This is a genomic window from Morganella sp. BCCO 40_0007, from assembly GCF_032989665.1.
In the GTDB taxonomy this organism is placed as follows: domain Bacteria; phylum Pseudomonadota; class Gammaproteobacteria; order Enterobacterales; family Enterobacteriaceae; genus Morganella; species Morganella sibonii.
In genome coordinates, this window is the sequence record NZ_JAVBIN010000001.1 from 445,379 (window position 1) to 469,372 (window position 23,994).

The 23,994-nt window shown below is 51.0% G+C and carries 21 protein-coding genes and 1 other RNA gene; 15 read left to right on the plus strand and 7 right to left on the minus strand.

What is annotated here, in order from left to right; all coding sequences use genetic code 11:
* From cyoA to R5268_RS01895, 4 genes are all read right to left on the minus strand, one after another.
* On the minus strand, nt 1–960 hold the full coding sequence (cyoA, locus tag R5268_RS01880) for a cytochrome o ubiquinol oxidase subunit II (RefSeq protein WP_317418452.1): 960 nt from the start codon (nt 958–960) through the stop codon (nt 1–3).
* Nucleotides 961–1,317: 357 nt separating this feature from the next.
* On the minus strand, nt 1,318–2,076 hold the full coding sequence (locus tag R5268_RS01885; protein WP_107678501.1) for an outer membrane protein OmpK: 759 nt from the start codon (nt 2,074–2,076) through the stop codon (nt 1,318–1,320).
* A 241-nt stretch (nt 2,077–2,317) separates the two neighbouring features.
* A complete protein-coding gene (gene ampG / locus R5268_RS01890) occupies nt 2,318–3,805 on the minus strand; it encodes a muropeptide MFS transporter AmpG (RefSeq protein WP_317418451.1) in 1,488 nt (495 codons plus the stop codon).
* A gap of 93 nt (nt 3,806–3,898) precedes the next feature.
* A complete protein-coding gene (locus R5268_RS01895) occupies nt 3,899–4,480 on the minus strand; it encodes a YajG family lipoprotein (protein WP_107678499.1) in 582 nt (193 codons plus the stop codon).
* A 178-nt stretch (nt 4,481–4,658) separates the two neighbouring features.
* On the opposite strand from R5268_RS01895, the gene bolA reads away from it, so the two are divergent.
* From bolA to R5268_RS01940, 9 genes are all read left to right on the plus strand, one after another.
* Complete coding sequence (bolA, locus tag R5268_RS01900; RefSeq protein WP_220457042.1) at nt 4,659–4,988, plus strand: transcriptional regulator BolA; 330 nt, start codon at nt 4,659–4,661, stop codon at nt 4,986–4,988.
* 270 nt (nt 4,989–5,258) lie between these two features.
* Nucleotides 5,259–6,569, plus strand: a complete 1,311-nt coding sequence (gene tig / locus R5268_RS01905) for a trigger factor (protein WP_046893165.1) — start codon at nt 5,259–5,261, stop codon at nt 6,567–6,569.
* 259 nt (nt 6,570–6,828) lie between these two features.
* Nucleotides 6,829–7,449, plus strand: a complete 621-nt coding sequence (gene clpP, locus R5268_RS01910) for an ATP-dependent Clp endopeptidase proteolytic subunit ClpP (RefSeq protein ID WP_046893166.1) — start codon at nt 6,829–6,831, stop codon at nt 7,447–7,449.
* Nucleotides 7,450–7,559: 110 nt separating this feature from the next.
* On the plus strand, nt 7,560–8,840 hold the full coding sequence (clpX, locus tag R5268_RS01915) for an ATP-dependent protease ATP-binding subunit ClpX (protein WP_317418450.1): 1,281 nt from the start codon (nt 7,560–7,562) through the stop codon (nt 8,838–8,840).
* Nucleotides 8,841–9,033: 193 nt separating this feature from the next.
* On the plus strand, nt 9,034–11,391 hold the full coding sequence (gene lon, locus R5268_RS01920; protein WP_046893167.1) for an endopeptidase La: 2,358 nt from the start codon (nt 9,034–9,036) through the stop codon (nt 11,389–11,391).
* 220 nt (nt 11,392–11,611) lie between these two features.
* Nucleotides 11,612–11,887 carry a nucleoid-associated protein HU-beta gene (gene hupB, locus R5268_RS01925; RefSeq protein WP_004240390.1) on the plus strand — a complete coding sequence of 92 codons (276 nt, stop codon included), beginning with the start codon at nt 11,612–11,614 and terminating at the stop codon, nt 11,885–11,887.
* Nucleotides 11,888–12,044: 157 nt separating this feature from the next.
* Nucleotides 12,045–13,913, plus strand: a complete 1,869-nt coding sequence (gene ppiD, locus R5268_RS01930) for a peptidylprolyl isomerase (protein ID WP_317418449.1) — start codon at nt 12,045–12,047, stop codon at nt 13,911–13,913.
* A gap of 152 nt (nt 13,914–14,065) precedes the next feature.
* Nucleotides 14,066–14,398, plus strand: a complete 333-nt coding sequence (locus R5268_RS01935; protein ID WP_166708470.1) for a ComEA family DNA-binding protein — start codon at nt 14,066–14,068, stop codon at nt 14,396–14,398.
* A 77-nt stretch (nt 14,399–14,475) separates the two neighbouring features.
* Nucleotides 14,476–14,886, plus strand: coding sequence for an acyl-CoA thioesterase (locus R5268_RS01940; protein ID WP_166708469.1), 411 nt, complete (start codon nt 14,476–14,478; stop codon nt 14,884–14,886).
* Nucleotides 14,887–14,937: 51 nt separating this feature from the next.
* Here the strand turns inward: R5268_RS01940 and queC are convergent, their stop codons facing one another.
* Both queC and R5268_RS01950 read right to left on the minus strand, forming a co-directional pair.
* A complete protein-coding gene (gene queC / locus R5268_RS01945; protein ID WP_317418448.1) occupies nt 14,938–15,636 on the minus strand; it encodes a 7-cyano-7-deazaguanine synthase QueC in 699 nt (232 codons plus the stop codon).
* A 46-nt stretch (nt 15,637–15,682) separates the two neighbouring features.
* Nucleotides 15,683–16,723 (minus strand): PLP-dependent cysteine synthase family protein, encoded by a 1,041-nt coding sequence (locus R5268_RS01950; RefSeq protein ID WP_046893172.1) that lies wholly within the window; start codon nt 16,721–16,723, stop codon nt 15,683–15,685.
* Between the two features lie 114 nt (nt 16,724–16,837).
* Here R5268_RS01950 and R5268_RS01955 point away from each other — a divergent pair, with 114 nt between their 5' ends.
* The 5 genes from R5268_RS01955 (at nt 16,838) to amtB (ending at nt 22,721) form a co-directional block, all read left to right on the plus strand.
* The gene (locus R5268_RS01955; protein WP_046893228.1) at nt 16,838–17,314 is read left to right on the plus strand and encodes an Lrp/AsnC family transcriptional regulator; all 477 of its coding nucleotides are present in this window, start codon (nt 16,838–16,840) and stop codon (nt 17,312–17,314) included.
* A gap of 29 nt (nt 17,315–17,343) precedes the next feature.
* A complete protein-coding gene (locus R5268_RS01960; RefSeq protein ID WP_317418447.1) occupies nt 17,344–19,083 on the plus strand; it encodes a SmdA family multidrug ABC transporter permease/ATP-binding protein in 1,740 nt (579 codons plus the stop codon).
* A complete protein-coding gene (locus tag R5268_RS01965) occupies nt 19,076–20,872 on the plus strand; it encodes a SmdB family multidrug efflux ABC transporter permease/ATP-binding protein (protein ID WP_317418446.1) in 1,797 nt (598 codons plus the stop codon). The genes R5268_RS01960 and R5268_RS01965 overlap by 8 nt, the downstream gene beginning before the upstream one ends.
* Before the next feature lie 201 nt (nt 20,873–21,073).
* The gene (locus tag R5268_RS01970; RefSeq protein WP_218454530.1) at nt 21,074–21,412 is read left to right on the plus strand and encodes a P-II family nitrogen regulator; all 339 of its coding nucleotides are present in this window, start codon (nt 21,074–21,076) and stop codon (nt 21,410–21,412) included.
* A 19-nt stretch (nt 21,413–21,431) separates the two neighbouring features.
* Nucleotides 21,432–22,721, plus strand: a complete 1,290-nt coding sequence (amtB, locus tag R5268_RS01975) for an ammonium transporter AmtB (RefSeq protein ID WP_317418445.1) — start codon at nt 21,432–21,434, stop codon at nt 22,719–22,721.
* Between the two features lie 61 nt (nt 22,722–22,782).
* Here amtB and tesB read toward each other — a convergent pair whose 3' ends face one another.
* On the minus strand, nt 22,783–23,646 hold the full coding sequence (tesB, locus tag R5268_RS01980) for an acyl-CoA thioesterase II (protein ID WP_317418444.1): 864 nt from the start codon (nt 23,644–23,646) through the stop codon (nt 22,783–22,785).
* Nucleotides 23,647–23,870: 224 nt separating this feature from the next.
* Between tesB and ffs the strand changes: the two genes are divergently transcribed.
* An RNA gene (gene ffs / locus R5268_RS01985) (signal recognition particle sRNA small type) lies at nt 23,871–23,967 on the plus strand.
* Nucleotides 23,968–23,994 lie beyond the last annotated feature (27 nt).

A 23,994-nucleotide genomic window follows, 5' to 3' on the forward strand; every position in this document is an offset into this window, starting at 1 on the left:
TTACCCCTCATTCCCGGCATGAGCTGCAGGCGTATGGCTGCTGTGTTCATCTGCGCTCATGTTCATCATTGAATGGCTTTCGCCTTCCTGTGTCTTTCCGGCACCGTGGCCGCTGTGACCAAATTTGTTAATGGTATCCACAAACAGGTTTGGTTTGACAGTTGAGAAATAGACAACCGGGTTATTCACACTCGGTTTTGCCAGCGCGTCAAACGCTTCGGTGGTGTTCAGGGTGTCCGGTGAGGCTTTCACCTTCGCAACCCACTCATCAAAGGCTTCGCGTGTCGGTGTGGCTGTGGCGGTAAATTTCATGTCAGAGAAACCGTGACCGCTGTAACTGGCAGAAATGCCTTTGTACACGCCCGGCTCTTCAGCAATCAGATGCAGTTTGGTCTGCATACCTGCCATTGCATAAATCTGTCCGCCTAACTGCGGGATGAAAAATGAATTCATCACAGAATCAGAGGTGATTTTGAAATTGACAGGAACACCGACAGGGAATACGATCTCATTGACAGTGGCAATACCTTGATCCGGATAGATAAATAACCATTTCCAGTCCATTGAGATAACCTGGATGGTGACAGGCTCCTGGTCACTGACCAGCGGCTTGTACGGGTCCAGCTCATGGGTGGTTTTCCATGTAATGGTACCCAGGATCAGAATGATAATAATCGGAACAGTCCAGACGACCAGCTCAATTTTATTGGAATGCGCCCAGTCAGGACGGTAAGTTGCTTTCTGGCTTTCCCGGTAACGCAGGGCAAAAACGATTGCCATGATAATGACCGGAATAACCACAATGAGCATCAGACCAATGGCGGTTAAAATCAGTGTTTTTTGCTCAGCACCGATAGTGCCTTTCGGGTTCATCAGTGCCATATCGCATCCGCCCAGCAAAAGTGCAGATGCGAGCAGCGAGATTACCCCAATACTCTTTTTGTAGTTCATAAGTCTCATCCAACGACCCCAAAAACAAAGGTACTTAAGTACTCTTGTCGTTTCATCAGTCCGCACATATTACGGCAAGGTAAGATCAGTGTAAATATATGTAATAAGATTGGTTGGTTTGTTGCCTCTTTATGTTAAAAGGATCACAAGTAATCCGATTTTTATTAAATCGTGAAATAAAAATCACAAATTTAACAATCACGAGACAAATTTATATTTAAGCTTAGATTAAGGAAGGAAATACCGAAAGGATGAAACGCTGATTATTACACTTTATGTGATGTAATGGTGAAAATTTTTTGTTCAGAAACAGTTTCTTGGTAAAAATACGGAGGGTTTTTGCCCTCCGCAGTGAAAAAATGTGATCTAGAAGTTATATTTTATGCTGTAAACCACAGCCTGCTGGTAGAAATCTTCACCCAGTTTGTTATCCGCATAGCGGTACTGAATGCCGGTTGTTACTGACGGAACCGGTGTCCACCATAAGGCCAGCGCACCGTTGACACCGTCACGCCCGCCGTTGCCGTAGCGTTCGTTACGGTTCAGCTCAATTTCGTTCCAGTTGGTGATACTGAATTTTTCATCCCACAGGTTAAAGTCATAACCGGCAACCCAGCCGAGGACATAACCGTTGTTACCGCTGTAAAATGTTTGATCAACATAGTGCAGCGCTGCAAATGGTTTGAACCATAAGCCGTGGAAATCGGTGTTATAACCGATACCGTACAGGGTGTTCACTTCATGGAAGTTACCACCGTTGCCCGGCAGGGAATAGGTGCCATAGACATGGCCGTAGGCGTTAAATCCGGTATCACCCAGGTAGATACGTGCGGTGGATTTGAAGGTGTAACGCTGGTTATCTCCGGCATCGGAATCGTTTTTACTGTTGAATGCATTCTCGAGGTCGAAGAAACCGTAGAGCTCACCCCAGGTAAAACCGGCACCGCCCTCAAGCTCCAGATACGCAAAGTCATCTTTATGCGAGCTGTTACCGCTCTTGTGGGTGGTATGCGGAGTCCAGTCCAGATAGTTCATGCTGACGTTAGCAAATCCCCACTGATATTCAGCCTGCGCAGAAAACGCGGCGGTTGCAGCGATCAGGGCTGCAATAGTCGTTTTTTTCATAATTTTTTAGCTGTTTATTTGGCCATTAAAGAGTATAGAAGTCAGAAGTAACAGCGCGAATATAGGCCGGGGGCACAAAAAGGAAAATGGGGGATGTGATGTATTTGTGGTTTTGAATGTAATTTTAAGAAATAAATTACAAAAATTGTGATGTGTATCGAAAATCAGGAATAAAAAAAGCCGGTTAAAACCGGCTTTATAAACTTTTGATTGAATTTTTTCTGATATTCGTAACAGCCGATCAGGCCAGTTTATCGCGGCGGAGTGCACAATAATCGAGCAGTCCGCCGAGGAACAACCCGGCAATACCGATATTCAGGCCGTAAATAAACAGGTCACCTTTCAGCGTATCCGGAATAAAGCCCGGGGTCAGTTCAAACACACCGGTCAGCAGGAGGATCAGGCTGGCGGTGAACAGCACGGCGGTGATCCCCAGCAGTGACAGGGCTGCCCGGTAGCCGTTACGGAAATGCCGCCGGGGCAGAAACTGCTCCGTTTTCTGAGTGTAATGCAATGTCTTGCGGCACAACATCAGCAGCAGCAATCCCGGAACTGCAGCAAATACAGTGAACAGATAGAACCAGCTCCAGTTGTAGGTTTCCACCATCCAGCCGGCAAAAGGCCCGGTATAGACACGGCCGACCGCTGACAGTGCGGAGAGAAGGGCAAACTGCGTGGCGGAGAATGAGCGGTTACAGAGCGTCATCAGCAGGGCGACAAAAGCCGCTGTCCCCATCCCGCCGCAGATATTTTCGATAAACACCACTCCGCCCATCATATAGATATTTTGTGGTGTGACGGACAGCACCCAGTAGCCGAGGTTGGAGAATCCCTGCAAAATCCCGAAAAACATCAGGGATTTAAACAGGCTCCAGCGCTGCATCAGATAACCGCCGTACAGGGCGCCGACAATCGTCGCGGCCAGCCCCAGGGTTTTGTTGATAAGCCCGACTTCATCCGGACCGAACCCGGCGCCCCGGATCAGAAACGGCGTGCTGAGTGTCAGGGCAAACGCATCACCCATTTTGTAAAGTACAATCAGCAGTAACAGCAGCCAGGTATTATTGCGGGAGAAAAACTCGGCCAGCGGTTCCCGTACCGCTTCACGCAGTGTGCGCGGCGGCGGGGCATCGGTTTCCGGTTCTTTCGCTATCAGCGTGGCGAACACACCGATCAGCATCAGTCCCGCCATCAGCAGATACATATTCTGCCAGCCGGTATAGCGGTGGGCGATAAACAGTGCCAGCCCGCCGGAAAGCAGCATCGCAAGCCGGTAACCTAAGGTTGATATTGCCGCCCCGGTACCGCGATCTTTCGCGGACAACAGGTCGGTTTTATAAGCATCAAAAATGATGTCCTGTGATGCGGAGCAGAAGGCAACTATCGCGGCTGCCGCAGCCAGCCACCAGAGGTGTTCCGTCGGTTTCAGCATCCCCATACCGGCAATACTGACAACCAGCAGGAGTTGTGTGGCGATCATCCAGCCGCGGCGGCGTCCGAGAAACGGCAGCTGATAGCGATCCATAAACGGCGCCCACAGGAACTTAAACACATAGGCCTGGCTGACAAGGGTGAAAAACCCGATGGTTCTGATATCCACGTTTTCGACGGTGATCCAGGCCTGGAGTGTGCCGCTGGTCAGCGCCAGCGGCAGTCCGGATGCGAAACCGAGCAGTAAAAGAATACGGGCATTACGCTGGCTGTATGTCGCCCAAATACTCCGGAGCATGATAATCCTCACACACCGCAGGCTGCGGTGCATTCACAGTGACTGAAAACAGCAGGCCGCCCGGCGTTATCCGGCTGCGGGCGGCACGGCAGATTAGTAGCGGGTATTTTGCTTAATGAACTGGCTGATTTGTGTATCCTGAGCCATGTCCGCGACGATATCGCTGAGTGCGCGGTTAAAGGCGTCAGTGATTTTTTCGTTACTGGCGCTGAACGGCCCCTGCACATTATAACTGGTGCGGAATGTCCGGCTCTTTGTGCTGTTATTCTGCGCGGTGGCCAGAACGGTAATATCGATATTGACGGTGATATTATGGCGGACACTGCCTTCCTGGACATCAGCCTTAAAGGTATTGATGGCGATCTGCACATTGGCGTTTGCCGGTGACCCAATCATAAAACCGCGTGCGGTCATCTGTTTTTCCAGGGTTTCCTGCATCAGGAAACGCAGATCACGGGACGGACGCAGCTGTGCCAGCTGGCCGTTACGGCTGAATTCAGCCAGTGTCTGCGAAGAGCGCTTGTCGACACCGGTAATCGAAATAGTGGCGGCACCAAGAGTCGGGTCCGCAGACGGTAATTTCATCACCGGTTCAATCGACAGGGTGTTGGACGGCGCCTGACACCCGGCCAGTAAAAGCATTGCGAACAGCGGGAGGAGGTATTTTTTCAACATAATATGAATCCGTTACAGGTTGTTGAAGTCAGTCACAGCACCGGATTAACGCCGGGGTGTGAGTGTTCGGCTTAACGTATGATGATAATCGGCTTTATCCGTGAATGGTATGGATTTTGATAAAAAACTCACTACACTGGGCTTTCTCTGAAAGCCAGTATTGACCGGAAGGATAGTTATGTCGGCATCATTTCCTGCTGTGATGCAGCAGCGTATTGAAGAAAAACTGAATCATGCACTTGCCCCTCATTATATTGACGTGGTGAATGAGAGTGGTCAGCACAATGTTCCGGCAGGATCGGAAACCCATTTTAAGGTGGTGGTGGTCAGTGAGATTTTTGCGGGGATGCGCCCTGTTGCACGCCACCGTCATATGTACACCCTGCTGGCGGATGAACTGGCGGGCGGGGTTCACGCGCTGGCGCTGCATACTTATACCCCGGATGAGTGGAATCACAGTCAGGGTCAGGTGAATCCGTCCCCGCGCTGCCACGGTGGCGGAAAGTAAGCAGCTTGTTGGGTGAAAAAGCAGCGTACAGCACAAAATTTAACAGAAAAAGAGTGAATTTCAGACTCTTTTGTCTGCACTTCTCGACGCGGCCTGTCAGCATCGCTATAATGTCGCGTCTGAAATTCCGTATGGTTTCGGGACGCTTCTGAATATAAGGGAACTCGGTTTTTAAATGCGACCGCCCCGGTTCATTATCGTTTCACACAGGCATCGGGCCGGTGTGAGATCTGGAGTTGACCGAGCAATAGACTTTTTTGAGGTAATAAGATGCAAGTTTCTGTTGAAACGACTGAAGGCCTTGGGCGTCGTGTATTAATCACCGTTCCTGCAGCCGACATTGACAAAGAAGTAAATAAACAATTAGCTGAAATCGCCAAAAAAGCACGTATCGACGGTTTCCGTAAAGGTAAAGTGCCGCATAACATCATCAAACAGCGTTACGGCGATGTGGCGGTTCAGGATGCACTGAGCGACCTGATGTCACGTAACTTTGTCAGCGCGATCATCGAAAACAAAATCAATCCTGTCGGTGCACCGGACTATAAAGTCGATGAGCCGTACAAAGAAGGTCAGGATTTCACTTACACTGTTGAGTTTGAAGTCTTCCCTGAAGTTGAGCTGAAAGGTCTGGAAACAATCGAAGTTGAAAAACCGGTTGTTACCGTTAAAGACGAAGATATCGACGGTATGGTTGAAACTCTGCGTAAACAGCAGGCTGAGTGGAAAGTTATTGAAGGCGCGGCAAAAGCTGACGATCGCATTACTATCGACTTCACCGGTTCTGTTGACGGCGAAGAGTTCGAAGGCGGCAAATCATCTGATTTCGTCCTGGTCATGGGCCAGAACCGCATGATCCCGGGCTTCGAAGACGGTGTTGTGGGTCACAAAGCCGGTGAAGAATTCGAAATCGACGTCACTTTCCCTGAAGATTACCACGCTGAAAACCTGAAAGGGAAAGCAGCGAAATTCGCTATCACCCTGAAAAAAGTGGAAGAGCGCGAACTGCCGGAAATGACTGAAGAATTCATCAAACGTTTCGGTATCGGCGACGGTTCCCTGGAAGGTCTGAAAGCGGAAATCCGCAAAAATATGGAACGCGAACTGAAAAATGCAGTACGCAACCGTATCAAATCCCAGGTTATCGATGGTCTGCTGAAAGCAAACGAAATCGATGTACCGAAAGCAGCTGTTGACAGCGAAATCGAAGAACTGCGCCGTCAGGCGGCACAGCGTTTCGGCGGCTCTGAAAAACAGGCGATGGAACTGCCTCGCGAACTGTTTGAAGGTCAGGCTAAACGCCGTGTCATGGTTGGTCTGCTGTTAGGTGAAGTGATTTCTTCTAACGAACTGAAAGCTGAAGATGATCGCGTTAATGCACTGATCGAAGAAATGGCATCAGCGTACGAAGATCCGGCTGAAGTTGTGGAATACTACAACAAAAACAAACAGATGATGGACGGTATCCGTAATCTGGCACTGGAAGAGCAGGCTGTTGAGACTGTTCTGGCGAAAGCAAAAGTGACAGATAAAGAAACCGGCTTCACTGACCTGATGAACCAGGTTCAGGCAGCAGGTTAATCCTCTCTCTTTGTGAACGGCCGAAGGCTGTTTATCTGATTAAAACCGCAGGCAATGTATATTGCCTGCGGTTTTTTTGTCATTTCTGACAATATTCCTTGAAAACTGCGGTGGTTATCCCCCATATTTGCCATACAGGGTCTCTGCCGGACAGCGTGTGCATGATCGAATCGCGTATAGCGCATGGTCATCTCACCGGATCTCAAGTAAAATAACCGGTATCCGCCAGGCACCAATAAAATTCAATCAGGAGATGGACATGTCATATCACGACAATCAGGATACTTTCGCACCCAACATGGCGCTGGTGCCGATGGTTATCGAGCAGACTTCACGTGGTGAACGCTCCTACGATATCTATTCCCGTTTATTAAAAGACCGTATTATCTTTTTAACCGGTCAGGTTGAAGATCATATGGCAAACCTGATCGTGGCACAGTTACTCTTCCTGGAAGCTGAGAACCCGGAAAAAGACATCAGTCTTTATATCAACTCACCGGGCGGCGTGATCACCGCAGGGATGTCTATTTATGACACCATGCAGTTTATCAAACCGCAGGTCAGTACCATCTGCGTAGGCCAGGCCTGCTCAATGGGCGCTTTCTTACTGACGGCAGGTGCGCCGGGCAAACGCTACTGTCTGCCTAACTCCCGCGTGATGATTCACCAGCCGCTGGGCGGCTATCAGGGACAAGCTACTGATATTGAAATTCATGCTCAGGAAATTCTGAAAGTGAAAGCGCGCATGAATGATTTATTAGCTCACCATACCGGTAAATCCGTTGAGGAAATTCAGCGCGATACCGAGCGTGACCGCTTCCTGTCCGCGACAGAAGCACAGGAATACGGTCTGGTTGACCATATTTACACACACCGGTAAGTAACACCGGTACTGCCCGTATTCTGCCGGGTGGCAGGGTACAAGCGGTGCTGTGATATTTTTTTGCAGCTCACGGGTTGTGAGCTGTACTGATTAAGTGAGGTTTACTGATGACAGACAAACGCAAAGACGGTTCAGGAAAGCTGCTGTACTGCTCTTTCTGCGGAAAAAGTCAGCATGAGGTTAAAAAACTGATTGCCGGCCCGTCAGTGTATATCTGTGATGAATGCGTTGATTTATGCAACGATATTATCCGTGAAGAAATTAAAGATCTGATCCCGGCCCGGGGCAGTGAACGCAGTGAACTGCCGACTCCTCATGAAATTCGTCAGCACCTCGATGATTATGTCATTGGTCAGGAACTGGCTAAAAAAGTGCTGGCAGTCGCGGTATACAACCACTACAAACGTCTGCGCAACGGCGATAAAACCGCTGACGGCGTGGAACTGGGTAAAAGTAATATTCTGCTGATCGGCCCGACCGGCAGCGGTAAAACCCTGCTGGCTGAAACACTGGCCCGCTACCTGGATGTGCCGTTCACAATGGCGGATGCGACCACACTGACTGAAGCCGGTTATGTGGGCGAGGACGTGGAAAACATCATTCAGAAGCTTTTACAGAAATGCGACTATGATGTGGAGAAAGCACAGCGCGGTATCGTCTATATTGATGAAATCGATAAAATCTCCCGCAAATCAGATAACCCGTCGATTACCCGTGATGTGTCCGGTGAAGGCGTTCAGCAGGCGCTGCTGAAACTGGTTGAAGGCACGATTGCTGCTGTTCCGCCGCAGGGCGGGCGCAAACATCCGCAGCAGGAATTTTTACAGGTTGATACCTCGAAAATTCTGTTTATCTGCGGCGGGGCATTTGCCGGTCTGGATAAAGTGGTCGGCCAGCGTCTGAACACCCGTTCCGGTATCGGTTTCGGTGCGGAAGTACGCGGCGATAAAGACAAAGCAACAGAAGGTGAATTACTGGCTCAGGTTGAACCGGAAGATCTGATCAAGTTTGGTCTGATCCCGGAATTTATCGGTCGTCTGCCGGTGGTGGCAACGCTCGGTGAGCTGAGTGAAGATGCGCTGATTCAGATCCTTCAGGAGCCGAAAAACGCATTAACCAAACAGTATCAGGCACTGTTCAGCATTGAAGATGTTGAACTGGAGTTCCGCCGTGAAGCACTGATTGCCATCGCGAAAAAAGCGATGAACCGTAAAACCGGCGCCCGTGGTCTGCGTTCCATCGTTGAGGCGGCATTGCTCAACACGATGTATGATTTACCATCGATGGAAAATGTTGAAAAAGTGGTTATTGATGAGAACGTGATAACCAATCAGACCGAACCGATGCTGATTTACCGTAAACCGGAAGCTCAGGTTTCCGGCGAGTAACGGAAAGTTAGCGCAGTTGTTATCAATATTAACCAAATGAGGGAATTTTCCCTCATTTTGCTTTTCTTACTAAATAAAGTGTTGAATGTGAGAAATGCATCCCCATATATTGATCATTCTATGGAGTGGAACCCGTGATAACGCGTTTCACGACGTTCCCAACAAGGCGTAAGCTAAACGAAGAGAGTGCTCTATGAATCCTGAGCGTGCTGAACGCATTGAAATCCCGGTACTGCCTTTGCGCGATGTGGTGGTCTACCCCCACATGGTTATTCCTTTATTTGTCGGGCGCGAAAAATCTATCCATTGCCTGGAAACAGCGATGGATATGGATAAAAAAGTGCTGCTGGTTGCACAAAAAGAAGCGTCAACGGATGAACCGGGCGTCAATGATTTATTTTCCGTCGGGACAGTCGCGTCTGTATTACAGATGCTGAAACTGCCGGACGGCACCGTAAAAGTGCTGGTCGAAGGCCTGCAACGTGCGCATATCAAAACATTAAGTGACAACGGTGATTTCTTCTCTGCCCAGGCAGAGCTGATGGAATCCCCTGTTGTGGACGAGCGTGAGCAGGAAGTACTGCTGCGCACGGCGATCAACCAGTTTGAAGGCTATATCAAACTGAATAAAAAGATCCCGCCGGAAGTCCTGACCTCCCTGCACAGTATCGAAGATGTCGCCAAACTGGCTGACACTATCGCTTCCCATATGACACTGAAATTACAGGACAAACAGTCTGTACTGGAAATGGCAGATGTGGTTGAGCGTCTCGAATATCTGATGGCGATGATGGAATCGGAAATCGACCTGTTACAGGTTGAGAAACGCATCCGTAACCGCGTCAAAAAGCAGATGGAAAAAAGCCAGCGCGAGTACTATCTCAATGAGCAGATGAAAGCTATCCAGAAAGAACTGGGTGAGATGGACGACGCGCCGGATGAAGCGGAAGCGCTGAAACGTAAAATCGAAGAAGCGCAGATGCCGAAAGAGGCGAAAGAAAAAGCCGAAGCGGAATTACAGAAACTGAAAATGATGTCCCCGATGTCTGCGGAAGCCACTGTTGTCCGCAGCTATATCGACTGGATGGTTCAGGTTCCGTGGGTTAAGCGCAGCAAGGTGAAAAAAGACCTGATTAAGGCGCAGGAAATCCTCGACAGTGACCATTACGGCCTGGAGCGGGTGAAAGAGCGTATCCTTGAATATCTGGCGGTTCAGAGCCGTGTCAGTAAAATCAAGGGGCCGATCCTGTGTCTCGTCGGACCGCCGGGGGTGGGTAAAACCTCTCTGGGGCAGTCCATTGCCCGTGCAACCGGCCGTAAATATGTCCGTATGGCGCTGGGCGGCGTGCGTGATGAAGCGGAAATCCGTGGTCACCGCCGTACTTACATCGGTTCTATGCCGGGTAAACTGATCCAGAAAATGGCAAAAGTCGGTGTGAAAAACCCGCTGTTCCTGCTGGATGAAATTGACAAAATGTCATCGGATATGCGCGGTGATCCGGCCTCCGCACTGCTTGAGGTGCTGGACCCGGAACAGAATATCGCGTTTAACGATCACTACCTGGAAGTGGATTACGATCTGTCCGACGTGATGTTTGTCGCGACATCCAACTCCATGAATATTCCGGCACCACTGCTGGATCGTATGGAAGTGATCCGTCTGTCCGGTTATACGGAAGATGAAAAACTCAACATCGCCAAACGTCACCTGCTGCCGAAGCAGATTGAACGTAACGCGCTGAAGAAAACCGAGCTGCACATTGATGACAGTGCGATCCTCGGCATCATCCGTTATTACACACGTGAAGCCGGTGTGCGCGGACTGGAGCGTGAAATCTCCAAACTGTGCCGTAAAGCGGTGAAACAACTGCTGATGGATAAGACACTGAAACACATCGAAATTAATCAGGATAACCTGAAAGATTACCTTGGTGTGCAGAAAGTGGATTACGGCCGTGCAGACACTGAAAACCGCGTGGGTCAGGTAACTGGTCTGGCGTGGACAGAAGTCGGCGGTGACCTGCTGACCATCGAAACCGCAGCGGTTCCGGGCAAAGGAAAACTCTCCTACACCGGTTCACTGGGTGAAGTGATGCAGGAATCCATCCAGGCAGCGTTAACCGTGGTACGTGCCCGTGCGGATAAATTAGGGATCAACAATGATTTCTATGAAAAACGCGACATTCACGTCCACGTTCCGGAAGGCGCAACACCGAAAGACGGCCCGAGTGCCGGTACCGCGATGTGTACCGCACTGGTTTCCGCACTGACCGGCAACCCGGTACGTGCTGATGTGGCGATGACCGGGGAAATTACCCTGCGTGGTCTGGTTCTGCCTATCGGTGGTCTGAAAGAAAAACTGCTGGCAGCACACCGCGGCGGTATTAAGACTGTTCTGATTCCTGATGAAAACCGCCGCGATCTGGAAGAAATTCCGGATAACGTAAAAGCGGATCTGGATATTCATCCGGTTAAAACAATAGATGAAGTTCTTTCACTTGCCTTAGTGAATCCTGCTTTCGGCATGGAAGTGGTAAGTAAAAAAGCGTAGGAAATAGTGACCTGCGTCAAGAAGTTCAGATAAATAAAGGGCTGACAGGTACTTTCGGACTTGTCAGCCTTTTTTTGTCCCGCTAATTTAGCGAACATTCTTACGAAATATGCGAAGTCTGCAATCTTGCCAAGAGCGAAAAGGCTTGATATAACGGCTGTGGCTGTCAGGAACATACTTCGTAAATCCGGGCCGAAAATTCTGAAAGGGGATGATAATAGTGAATAAGTCACAATTGGTCGATAAAATTGCTGCAGACGCGAATATTTCTAAAGCTGCGGCTGGTCGCGCGTTAGATGCAATTATTGGTTCAGTAACTGATTCTCTGAAAGGCGGGGATGATGTGGCTCTGGTTGGTTTCGGTACTTTCACTGTTCGTGAGCGCGCAGCACGTACAGGCCGTAACCCGCAGACCGGCAAAGAGATCAAAATCGCCGCAGCGAAAGTCCCGGCTTTCCGTGCAGGTAAAGGTCTTAAAGACGCAGTAAACGGCTGAGTTTTTCCTCAGGCACCGGGATATTTATCTGTCCCGGGCACAAAAACCGTATAAAGCTAAACAGGAAGCGCATCAGAATGATGCGCTTTTTTTTGTTTTAGGGCATAATTTCCCCTGACCTGATTTTTCTTTTACCAAAGCGGAGTTTGGATTTCTTATGATGGAAAACCTGCGCACAGCGGCGAACAACCCTGTGATTAAAATTGTCTTCGCCATCATTATCCTGTCATTTATTCTGACAGGTGTCGGTGGTTACCTCGTCAGCGGTTCTAACTATGCTGCCAAAGTGAACGATACTGAAATATCGGTCCAGCAGTTAGAGCGCGCCTTCCAGGAAGAGCGTAACCGCCAGCAGGCTCAGCTGGGTGACCTGTTCTCGCAGTTAGTCAGTACCGAACAGGGTGTTAAACAGATCCGTTCTCAGGCGCTGAACCAGATGATCGACACCATTTTGCTGGAACAGTATGCACAGAAATTAGGTATCACTGTCAGCGATGAGCAGATCATTAACGCGATTCGTCAGGAACCTGATTTTATGGTTAACGGTCAGTTCAGCCAGGATGCTTACGGCACGTTCCTGTCCCGTAACGGTATCACGGGTGACGCCTATGCAGCCTATCTGCGCAAGCAGATGATTCAGGCTCAGCTGGTTCAGCCGTTTGTACGTGATTCGTTTGTGCTGGATTCTGAAGTGACCAATGCAGCGGCGGTTTTACTCCAGTCGCGCACTATCCGTACCGCAACACTGGATCTGGCTTCCGCACAGGAAAAACAGACCGCAACCGATGAAGAGCTGCAGGCTTATTACGCGAAGAATAAAAACAATTTCATCGCACCACAGGCGTTAAAAATCAGTTTTGTTGAGCTGGATGCCGCAAATATCCAGGACAACACCAGCGTTACGGAAGAACAGATTCAGGACTACTACGACAAAAATATCCCGCGCTTCACCGTGCCGGCAAAAGGCGAGTACAGCCAGATCATGCTGGCGACGGAAGATGATGCCAAAGCCGTACTGAATGAACTGAAAAACGGGGCCGATTTCAAAACTCTGGCGAAAGAAAAATCCACCGATAAACTGACTGCCCGTAACGGCGGTGTGACCGGCTGGATGGAAGATGCCGCGCTTATCCCTGAAATCAAAGATGCCGGGCTGAAAGCTGCCGGTCAGGTTTCAGAAATCCTGAAAGTGGATAACGGCTACGCAATTTTCCGTCTCGATGTGTATGAGCCGGAAACCGTTAAACCACTGGCGGATGTGAAAGACGAAGTGACCCGTCTGGCCAAAGGCGAAGCGGCGAGCAAAGCGTTCTTTGATCTCCAGCAGAAAGCCAGTGAAGCCGCAGCGAATGATAACGAATCCCTGATGGGTGTTGAGCAGGCGACAAACGTTAAAGCCGTACAGACCGACTGGTTTGCGCTGAATAACCTGCCGGACGCGATCAATTATCCGGAAGTGTTAAAAGCCTTAACGGAAAACGGACTGTTTGATGAGAAAGGGCCGTCCGGTGCTAACTCCGATATCATTACTGTCTCAGGTGATCGTGCATTTGTTGTCCGTGTTGATGAGTACCGCCCGGAAGCAACAGAGCCGTTTGAGAAAGTAAAATCTGATATCAGCGCGCTGGTCAAACGCGGTAAAGCCGAAGCCGCGCTGAACGCGGAAGCGGATAAACTGCTGGCGGCACTGAAAGAAGGTAAAGGTGACGCGGCGTTAACAGAAGCCGGTGTGAAATTCGGTGCAGAACAGACCGTTCAGCGTCTGAATCCGTCAGATCCGGTAATTAATGCTGCCTTTACCCAGCCGCATCCGGCGGACGGTAAACCGACCTACAGCCGCACCATTGACGGCAAGGGCAATATTGTTCTGATTCAGCTCGATAAAGTTACTGCCGGTACCGCAACCGATCAGGAAAAAACTGAGCTGCGCACAGTATTACGCCAGCAGATGGCATCCACTGAACTGGAATCATTACTGCTGAACCTGCGTGCCAACGCAGATATTGATGTGAGAAATATGGACTAAAATTTTTCGATCTGTACCGAAAAATAAAATGTCGTGTTACATCTCCCGAAAGGCTGCGTTCGCAGCCTTTCGCATTTCTGTTCTGAAAATCCCCCGGCAGAAAAAATTTTTGCGACACTCCGCTTTGTGCTAAACACAAAAGGAGAAATAGCATGAAAACAAAATGGACATCTGCATTATTATTAACATCAGCGCTGTTAACCGGCGGTTTTTTCAGTACCTCCTCTCTGGCTCAGGTGGCACAACCGGCAGAAAGTACGCAGGTTCAGCCGTCTGCTGCACAGGACACAAACCGTATCAGTATTAACACCGCGACAGCGGAAGAACTGGCACGGGAACTGAGTGGTATCGGGCCGAAAAAAGCACAGCGGATTGTGGAGTACCGCACGGAAAACGGACCATTTACTTCTGCGGAACAACTGAAAGATGTATATGGTATTGGTGAGCGCCTTTTTACGATGAACAGCGATAAGATAGCGTTGTAATATCAGCAGAAGCTGATTTCCCTTCCCCGGGCTGACGGGGAAGGGAATACCGGAAACAGAGTAAAGGGAGAAATATTATGAGCACCACAATTAAAGTGATTGGCTACCATATTGATGCCTTCGGACATGTGAATAATGCGCGTTACCTGGAGTTTCTGGAGGCTGCCCGCTGGGACTGGCTGGAAAGCTATGATGCATACCGCTGGTTTAAACAGATGGATATTGCTGTGGTGGTGGTGAATATCAATATTAACTACCGGTTACCGGTCTATGTGGGAGAGCGGCTGGTCATCGACAGTTATTTACAGCATGCCGGGCAGAAAAGCGGTGTTCTCAAACAGATTATTACCCGTCAGGAAGATAAGCAGGTTGTGGCGGATGCGGAAGTGACTTTTGTCTTTATTAATATGAAAACCGGTAAAGCGATCCCGATTGAAGGGGAAATCCGCGATAAATTTGAATTGCTGACAGGGCCAAAAGAGAGCTGATGATCCGAAGGACAGAAAAACGCCCGGCCGGTCACCGGGCGTAACAGGTGATTATTGCAGGCCGGTGATTTTTTTCATGGCGGCCATCACGGTACTGCGGTCAGCAAGATAGTTATCCAGCCCGTTGCGGCGCAGATGACAGGCGGCACATTCCCCGCAACCATCCCCCTGAATACCGTTATAGCAGGTGAGTGTCTCTGTGCGGACGGTGTCCAGTTGTCCGTAATAATCGGCCAGAGCCCAGGTCTGTGCTTTATCCAGCCACATCAGCGGGGTTTCAAAGCGGATATCGCGGGCCAGACCGGCGTTAACCGCTTTATTGAGAGCTTTGACAAATTCATCACGGCAATCCGGGTAACCGGAAAAATCGGTTTCACATACACCGGTGATAATGGCTTCTGCATCGACCTGATACGCATAAATCGCTGTCAGGGTCAGAAACAGAATATTCCGTCCGGGAACAAAGGTATTCGGAATATCACTCTGTTCACTTTCGCAGAACCCCGGAACCGGAATGTTATCGCGGGTCAGGCTGCTGACCGCCAGTTCATTCAGCAGGGAAACATCCAGCACCTTATGCGCTGCCGCACCCAGTTTCAGGCTGAGTTTACGGGCAACATCTATTTCCTGACTATGGCGCTGTCCGTAATCAAACGTCACACAATGCACTTCATCATAGTTACGGAGCGCCTGAATCAGGCAGGTTGTGGAGTCCTGCCCGCCACTGAATACGACCACAGCACGTTTCATCGGTAAACCTCATTATAAAAAGATGAGGTTTATGGTAACGGCTGCATCACCATTTGGGTAGTGTTGCCTGCGCGTCAGTCAGATCACCGATATTTTCCGCTACCCATTCCGGATTGTAATAAGTGTCAGGATAACGTTCGCCGCTGTCACAGATCAGCGTGACAATGGAGCCGGTCTGTTTCTGTTCATGCATCTGTTTCGCCAGTTGCAGCGCACCCCAGACATTGGTGCCGGTGGAAGCACCGGTGCGGCGTCCGAGCAGTTTTTCCAGCCAGTACAGGGTGGCGATACTGCACTTATCACTGACTTTAAGCACATCATCAATCACACCGGGAATAAAGGACGGCTCTGCGCGTGGACGGCCGATACCCTCAATCTTACTGCCGGTATCGCAGCGCAGATGTGAGCATTTCTGATGATAGCAGTCATGAAAAACGGAGTTTTCAGGATCAACAACAATCAGTTTTGTGTCGTGTCCCTGGTAGCGGATAAACCGGCCGAGGGTGGCTGACGTACCGCCGGTGCCCGCACTCATCACAATGTAACGCGGAACCGGATGGGCTTCCCGTGACATCTGGCGGTAAATGCTTTCGGCGATATTATTGTTGCCGCGCCAGTCAGTGGCACGTTCGGCATAGGTAAACTGATCCATATAGTGGCCGCCGGTTTCACGGGCCAGACGTTCGGATTCCGCATAGATCTGAGCGCTGCTGTCCACAAAGTGGCACTGTCCGCCGTAGAACTCAATCTGTTCAATTTTACGGCGCGCGGTGCAGCGCGGCATGACAGCAATAAACGGCAGGCCGAGCAGACGGGCAAAGTAAGCTTCTGAGACAGCGGTGCTGCCTGATGATGCCTCAATGACTGGTGTGCCTTCGCGGATCCAGCCGTTACACAAGCCGTACAGGAAAAGCGAACGTGCCAGTCGGTGCTTCAGACTGCCTGTCGGGTGAGTACTTTCATCCTTGAGATATAATGAAACCCCCGGGTAAACGGGTAATTCCAGCGGGATCAGGTGGGTATCCGCACTGCGCTGATAATCGGCCTGAATGGCATTAATGGCGGATGTCGTCCATTGGGTTGTCATGTAGTATCTCCTCACGGTCTGTTGATGCATCTTAGCAATTCTGTGAGAGAAAAGGCTTTTTCTATTTTCTTTATCATGCATGATATGGAGAAATTTATTCTCTCTGGTGGCGATATGTTAGATAAAACAGACCGTAAATTGTTACAACTCTTGCAGGAAGATGCGTCATTATCACTGAACACACTGTCCGAAGCGGTAAATCTGACATCCACCCCCTGCTGGAAACGGCTGAAGCGGCTGGAGGATGACGGTTACATCCGTAAACGCGTGGCGTTGCTTGACCCGGAAAAACTCGGGCTGGGACTGACCGTGATTGTCATGATCAAGACACAACATCACAGCAGCGAGTGGTATACTCAGTTTGTGGAGTATGTGCAGCAGATGCCTGATGTGGTGGAGTTTTACCGCATGGCCGGTGAATTCGATTACATGCTGCAGGTCGAAGTGGTGGATATGAAATGCTTCGATCATTTTTACAAAAAACTGGTCAACGGTGTACCCGGTTTAATTGATGTGACTTCCAATTTCGCGATGGAGCGCATAAAGTACACCACCGCATTGCCGATTCCGGAGAAATGCAAAGCGGACTGATTATTAACCTGAGATGTTAACGGGATCCTGTGAGATTATTTGCCCAATTAAAATGGTATTTCCTCAGTGAATGGCGGCGCTATACCGGTGCGGTCACTTTTCTGATCATTATCGCGGTATTACAGATCCTGCCACCGCGTTTTGTCGGCATTATTGTTGACGGCGTGACCAAAGAAACGATGACTACCCCGGCGCTGTGGGGCTGGGTCGGTGTGATGCTGCTTATTGCGCTGGTGATTTATATTCTGCGCTATATCTGGCGGGTCTGGTTATTCGGCGCATCCTATAAGCTGGCAGTGCGTCTGCGGCAGGATTTTTATCAGCAGTTCAGCCGCCAGTCCCCGGCGTTCTATCACCGTTACCGTACCGGCGATCTGATCGCGCGCAGTACCAACGATGTGGATAAAGTGGTGTTTGCCGCCGGAGAAGGTGTACTGACGCTGGTGGATTCGTTCGTCATGGGGCTCGTGGTGCTGCTGACGATGAGCATTGAGATCAGCTGGCAGCTGACGCTGCTGTCCCTGCTGCCGATGCCGCTGATGGCACTGGCGATCAAACGTTACGGACAGCAGCTTCATCAGCGCTTTAAAACCGCGCAGGGTGCATTTTCCTCACTGAATAATCACGCTCAGGAAAGCCTCAGCAGTATCCGGATGATTAAAGCGTTTGGCCTGGAAGATCACCAGTCTTCCCGGTTTGAATCTGTGGCGGCGGAAGCCGGACGCAAAAATATGCATGTGGCACAGGTGGATGCCCGCTTTGATCCGACCATCATCATGGCGATCGGGATGTCAAACCTGCTTGCGGTTGCCGGCGGCAGCTGGATGGTGGTGCAGGGCACACTGACACTCGGCGGGCTGACCAGTTTTATTATGTATCTCGGGCTGATGATCTGGCCGATGCTGGCGCTGGCCTGGATGTTTAACATTGTTGAGCGCGGCAGTGCGGCTTACAGCCGTATCCAGTCCCTTCTTGAAACGCCTCCGGTACTGGCGGACGGTACTGATGCCCCGGCACCCGGGCGCGGTGAACTGTCAGTGGCGGTGGATGAATTTTGTTATCCGGAAAGCCGCCGGACGGTTCTGCATGATGTCCGTTTTACCCTGAAAACGGGTCAGCTGCTCGGGCTGTGCGGCCCGACGGGCTGCGGTAAATCCACGCTGCTGGCACTGATCCAGCGTCATTACGATGTGACAGCAGGTAAAATTTGTTTTCAGGGTAAACCGCTGCCTGAACTGACATTCTCCGGCTGGCATGCACGGCTGGCTGTCGTGAATCAGACCCCGTTTCTGTTCTCCGATACAATTGCCAGCAACATTGCGCTGGGACGGCCCGGGGCGACACAGGAAGAGATTGAACATGCTGCCCGGCTGGCCAGTGTGCATGATGATATTGAGCGTCTGCCGCTCGGCTATGAGACTCAGGCCGGTGAGCGGGGCGTTATGTTATCCGGCGGACAGAAACAGCGGATCTCTATTGCCCGCGCATTGCTGATGGATGCGGAAATCCTGATCCTCGATGATGCCCTTTCCGCGGTGGACGGGCAGACCGAATACCGGATACTGCAAAATCTGCGGCAATGGGGCGAAGGACGCACGGTCATTATCAGTGCGCACCGGCTTTCCGCACTGACAGAGGCAGATAATATTCTTGTTCTGCAACAGGGCGGTATCAGTGCTCAGGGGCGTCATCAGGAACTGATTAATCAGAACGGATGGTATCGCGAAATGTATCATTATCAGCAGTTAGAGGCCGAGCTCGATGAGTGAACAGATCCGCCCTGAAGCGGCAAAAAACCTGTGGCCGTCGCTGAAACGTCTGCTCGGATACGGCCGTAACTACCGCCGCCCGATGGCCGCTGCCATTGTGATGCTGTGGCTGACAGCCATTGCAGAAGTCGCCGCACCTGTTCTGGTCAGTTATTTCATTGATAATATGGTGGCGAAAAACCAGATTGTTCTGTCCGTGACACTATGGCTGGTGGCCGGGTTTATCGCTTTACAGATTGCCGCCTCGCTGCTGCACTATTTCCAGCTGATCTATTTCAATCAGGCCGCCGTCGGTGTGGTACAGACACTGCGGGCCGATGTGATGGACGCTGCACTGCGTCAGCCGCTGAGTGCATTTGACACTCAGCCTGTCGGGCAGTTGATCTCGCGTGTCACCAATGACACGGAAATGATCAAAGACTTGTTTGTGAACGTCCTGCCGACACTGTTCCGCAGTATCGCACTGATCGTGGTGATGCTGATCGCCATGTACTCCCTGGAGTGGCGGATGGCACTGGTGGCAACCGCGATGTTCCCGGCGGTAATGCTGGTGATGTGGATCTACCAGCGGCTGAGTACGCCGATTGTGCGCCGGGTGCGCAGTTATCTGGCAGATATTAATGATGGTTTTCATGAAGTTATCAGCGGCATGACGGTCATACAACAGTTCCGCCAGCAGGCGCGTTTCGGTGAGCGGATGTTTGCCGCCAACCGCCGCCATTATGAGGTCAGAATGGCGGCACTGCGGCTGGACGGTATTTTACTGCGCCCGCTGCTGAGTCTGTTTTCGGCGGCTATTCTCTGCGGTCTGATGTTGCTGTTCGGGGTTGAGGGGACGGGGGTTATCGGCGTCGGGGTGCTGTACGCCTTTATTACCTACCTCGGGCGGCTGAATGAACCTCTGATCACGCTGACATCCCAGCAGTCTGTTTTACAGCAGGCGGTGATCTCCGGCGAACGTGTTTTTGAGCTGATGGACAGCCCGCAGCAGCAGTACGGGGCAGATGATCAGCCGCTGACCTGCGGCAGTATCCGCGTATCACACCTGACATTTGCCTATCAGCCCGGAAAACCGGTACTGCGCGATATCAGTATGGATGTACCGGAGCACAGCTTTGTCGCTTTTGTCGGACATACCGGCAGCGGAAAAAGCACACTGGCGAATCTGCTGATGGGCTATTACCCGTGGCAGGCCGGGGAAATCAGCCTCGGCGGGCGACCACTGGAACAGTTTTCGCATAAAGCACTGCGGCAGGGCATCGCGATGGTGCAGCAGGACCCGGTCATTATGGCCGCTTCCTTCCGCGATAATATCACTCTCGGACGGGATATTGATGATGAGCGTATCCGCCGGGTGCTGGATATGGTTCAGCTGAGTGAGCATATTTCACAGCTTGAGCACGGGCTGGATACGGAACTGGGTGAGCAGGGCAATACCTTGTCTGACGGGCAGAAACAGTTGCTGGCAATGGCGCGGGTACTGGTGCAGACCCCGAAAATCCTGATCCTGGATGAAGCAACCGCCAATATTGACTCCGGTACTGAACAGGCCATTCAGAAAGCTCTGCAACTGATCCGCCGTGAAACCACGCTGATAGTGATTGCACACCGTCTGTCCACCATTGTGGATGCCGATACCATTTATGTGCTGAACCGCGGCGAAATGGCGGAATCCGGCTCTCACCGTGCGCTGCTGGCAGAGAAAGGCCGCTATTACCAGATGTATCAGTTGCAGCAGGTCGGGGAATCACTGAATGCCCCGGAAGAGAGCGAAGCCCCTGCACTATAATTGTGAGATCGTTCACATAAACAGGTGCATGATGCTGTAAAAAAGTGCAATCCTCCCGTTAGCAGAAAAGGCGTCTGATGATTCAGACGCCTTTTTTATTTCTATCCTGTTGTTATTAAACAATTTAATTTTTATTTCATGCATTGGCATCACTTTTGCAATTTATCCGCAGGACAACAACAACCTGAAGCGGAGCATGCGATGAAAATGATAATGGCCATCATCAAGCCTTTTAAACTTAATGACGTCAGAGATGCGCTGAACGAAGAAGGTATTCAGGGATTAACCGTACTGGAAGTGCGGGGCGCGGGCAGACAAAAAGGACATACCGAACTGTACCGCGGGGAAGAGTACAGCACCGATTTCCTGCCGAAGACACAGATTAATATTGTTGTGCCTGATGATTGCCTTGATCGCATTATTGAGGCGATTTGCCGGTCAGCATACACAGGCAGTATCGGTGACGGAAAAATATTTGTTTCAGAAATTAGTCAGGCGGTACGGATACGTACCGGTGAGCAAAATGATGATGCCATTTAAACCGCGCGGAGATACTCAGATGATGAAACGAAAAATAGTATTGCCTGTTGTGATATCTGCGGTACTGCCGGCATCGGCTTACAGTGCAACGGAAGGGATGGATCGCGCGGATAACGGTTTTATGCTGATCTGTGCGGCGCTGGTCTATTTTATGACTCTGCCCGGTATCGCTCTGTTCTACGGCGGACTGGTACGGCGTGAGAATGTATTGTCAGTGATGACACAAGTCATCGTCAGCTTTGCTCTGGTATTGCTGTTATGGATTTTCTATGGCTACAGTATGGCGTTTTCTGACGGAAACAGTGTGATCGGCGGGTTATCTCATGCATTTCTCAGCGGGATCACACCGGTCAGTAACAGCGGTAGCATCAGCCAGTTGACACACGTTATTTTTCAGGGCTCCTTTGCTGCGATCACGGTTGCACTCATCACCGGAGCGCTGGCAGAGCGGATCAAATTTACTGCCTTTCTGTTATTTACGGTGATCTGGTTCTCCCTGGCGTATGTACCGATGGCGCATATGGTCTGGGGCGGCGGCTGGCTGGCGGAAGATGGCGCACTGGATTTTGCCGGGGGAACCGTTGTGCATATCAACGCGGCAGTTGCCGGGTTAGTTGGTGCTTACATATTAGGACCGCGCCGGTTGCCGGGGAAAGCCGCCACCAAACCGCACAGCCTGCCGATGGTATTTACCGGTACCGCTATTCTCTATATCGGCTGGTTCGGGTTTAATGCCGGCTCTGCCGGAAAACCGGATGGCATTGCGGCGCTGGCTTTTCTGAATACCGTGATTGCGGTGGCCGCAGGAGTGCTGGCGTGGGTGATCGCAGAATGGTGTATGCGGGGTAAGCCCTCACTTCTTGGTGCGTGCTCCGGGTGTATCAGCGGTTTGGTCGGGATCACGCCTGCCGCAGGGACGGTGGGTGTTCCGGGAGCGGTTGTCATCGGGCTGATCAGTGGTATTGCCGGTTACTGGGGGGTTACAGCCCTGAAGCGTCGCCTGAAAGCCGATGATGTCTGTGATGTTTTTGGCATTCACGGTGTCTGCGGTATCGCCGGATGTTTGCTGACCGGTATTTTCACGGCACCGGCACTCGGCGGCACGGGGTATGCGGAAGGCGTCACGATGTTGCATCAGTTATGGATACAGGCGGAGAGTATCCTGGTGACTGTGCTCTGGAGCGGAGTGATTACTTACATCGCATTCAAATGTGCGGCACTGACAACCGGCATACGTTGTACAGAAGAGGATGAGATCAACGGGCTGGATATCAGTACGCACGGCGAACAGGCTTATAACCGTTCATAGCCGAAAAAAAGTAAGCCCCCGCTCACGGGTGTGCAGCGGGGGCTTTTTATTGCCGGGACGTTTAGATATCCCGTAAGCGCAGAACGCCTTCCTGGACTGTGGAGGCAACCAGCACACCATCCTGATTATAGAAGTGACCACGAACAAATCCCCGTCCGCCGGACGCTGTCGGGCTTTCCACGGCATACAGCAGCCATTCATCCAGCCGGAACGGGCGGTGGTACCACATGGAGTGATCAATCGTGGCAATCTGAATTTCCGGCTGCATAAAACCGTAGCCGTGAGGCTGAAGCGCGGTCGGCAGGAAGTTATAGTCAGAGGCATAGCTGAGCAGATACTGATGCAGCGCCTGATCATCCGGCATTGCACCATTGGTTTTCAGCCAGGTATAACGTACCGGCGGACTTGCGGGATTCTGAAACGGGCTGTAAAACTGCACCGGGCGCCATTCAATGGCTTGTTCACGCAGAAACAGCGCCTGCATTCTCGGCGGCAGAGCAGCCGCAATTTTCCTGGCAATATCGGTTTCAGAAACAAGCCCGTCGGGGCCGGCAACGTCCGGCATGGCATTCTGATGCTCAAAACTGCTCTCTTCCCCCTGGAAAGAGGCCGTCATATAGAAAATCGGCTTTCCGTTCTGAATAGCGCTGACACGGCGGGCACTGAAACTTTTGCCGTCACGCAGATTTTCCACATCATAAATAATGGGTTTATGGCTGTCGCCCGGGCGCAGAAAATAGCTATGGAATGAATGAACGCGGCGATCAGCCGGAACGGTCTGTCCCGCTGCATACAGTGCCTGTCCGGCAACTTGTCCGCCAAAGACCTGCGGCAGGCCGAGATCTTCACTTTGTCCCCGGAATAACCCGTCTTCGAGTTTTTCCAGTGCCATCAGGCTTATCAGGTTTTCTAACGCCAGGCTCATAGTTACCCTTATTCATCTTTTCAGCAGGAACCGTCCATTCTAATCGCTGTCAGTGCAATTGAAAAATGATAAACCGCCGTTATGTGCGGTTCCCGGCCGGCAGGTGCGTATGGTTATGTCAGAGGTGTGTAAAATTACAGCGGTCAGTCCCGGTTGCCTTGCTATTTCAGTGATGATCCCGGATAATGGCACCGCCTCATTATTGAGGGTTCCTATGGGGGCTTTGTTGGTTCTCCCGCAACATGAACTTGTTAACTCGGTCAGGTCCGGAAGGAAGCAGCCATAGCAGGGGAATTGTGTGCCGGGATGTCGCTGGCAAGGCCCCCACCCATTTCTGCAGTACCTGCC

What these genes read in the sequence shown, in the direction of transcription:
- cyoA (WP_317418452.1), bottom strand. Translation starts at nt 960, where the DNA reads ATGAGACTTATGAACTACAAAAAGAGTATTGGGGTAATCTCGCTGCTC.
- R5268_RS01885 (WP_107678501.1), bottom strand. Translation starts at nt 2,076, where the DNA reads ATGAAAAAAACGACTATTGCAGCCCTGATCGCTGCAACCGCCGCGTTT.
- ampG (WP_317418451.1), bottom strand. Translation starts at nt 3,805, where the DNA reads ATGCTCCGGAGTATTTGGGCGACATACAGCCAGCGTAATGCCCGTATT.
- R5268_RS01895 (WP_107678499.1), bottom strand. Translation starts at nt 4,480, where the DNA reads ATGTTGAAAAAATACCTCCTCCCGCTGTTCGCAATGCTTTTACTGGCC.
- bolA (WP_220457042.1), top strand. Translation starts at nt 4,659, where the DNA reads ATGTCGGCATCATTTCCTGCTGTGATGCAGCAGCGTATTGAAGAAAAA.
- tig (WP_046893165.1), top strand. Translation starts at nt 5,259, where the DNA reads ATGCAAGTTTCTGTTGAAACGACTGAAGGCCTTGGGCGTCGTGTATTA.
- clpP (WP_046893166.1), top strand. Translation starts at nt 6,829, where the DNA reads ATGTCATATCACGACAATCAGGATACTTTCGCACCCAACATGGCGCTG.
- clpX (WP_317418450.1), top strand. Translation starts at nt 7,560, where the DNA reads ATGACAGACAAACGCAAAGACGGTTCAGGAAAGCTGCTGTACTGCTCT.
- lon (WP_046893167.1), top strand. Translation starts at nt 9,034, where the DNA reads ATGAATCCTGAGCGTGCTGAACGCATTGAAATCCCGGTACTGCCTTTG.
- ppiD (WP_317418449.1), top strand. Translation starts at nt 12,045, where the DNA reads ATGATGGAAAACCTGCGCACAGCGGCGAACAACCCTGTGATTAAAATT.
- R5268_RS01935 (WP_166708470.1), top strand. Translation starts at nt 14,066, where the DNA reads ATGAAAACAAAATGGACATCTGCATTATTATTAACATCAGCGCTGTTA.
- R5268_RS01940 (WP_166708469.1), top strand. Translation starts at nt 14,476, where the DNA reads ATGAGCACCACAATTAAAGTGATTGGCTACCATATTGATGCCTTCGGA.
- queC (WP_317418448.1), bottom strand. Translation starts at nt 15,636, where the DNA reads ATGAAACGTGCTGTGGTCGTATTCAGTGGCGGGCAGGACTCCACAACC.
- R5268_RS01950 (WP_046893172.1), bottom strand. Translation starts at nt 16,723, where the DNA reads ATGACAACCCAATGGACGACATCCGCCATTAATGCCATTCAGGCCGAT.
- R5268_RS01955 (WP_046893228.1), top strand. Translation starts at nt 16,838, where the DNA reads ATGTTAGATAAAACAGACCGTAAATTGTTACAACTCTTGCAGGAAGAT.
- R5268_RS01965 (WP_317418446.1), top strand. Translation starts at nt 19,076, where the DNA reads ATGAGTGAACAGATCCGCCCTGAAGCGGCAAAAAACCTGTGGCCGTCG.
- R5268_RS01970 (WP_218454530.1), top strand. Translation starts at nt 21,074, where the DNA reads ATGAAAATGATAATGGCCATCATCAAGCCTTTTAAACTTAATGACGTC.
- amtB (WP_317418445.1), top strand. Translation starts at nt 21,432, where the DNA reads ATGATGAAACGAAAAATAGTATTGCCTGTTGTGATATCTGCGGTACTG.
- tesB (WP_317418444.1), bottom strand. Translation starts at nt 23,646, where the DNA reads ATGAGCCTGGCGTTAGAAAACCTGATAAGCCTGATGGCACTGGAAAAA.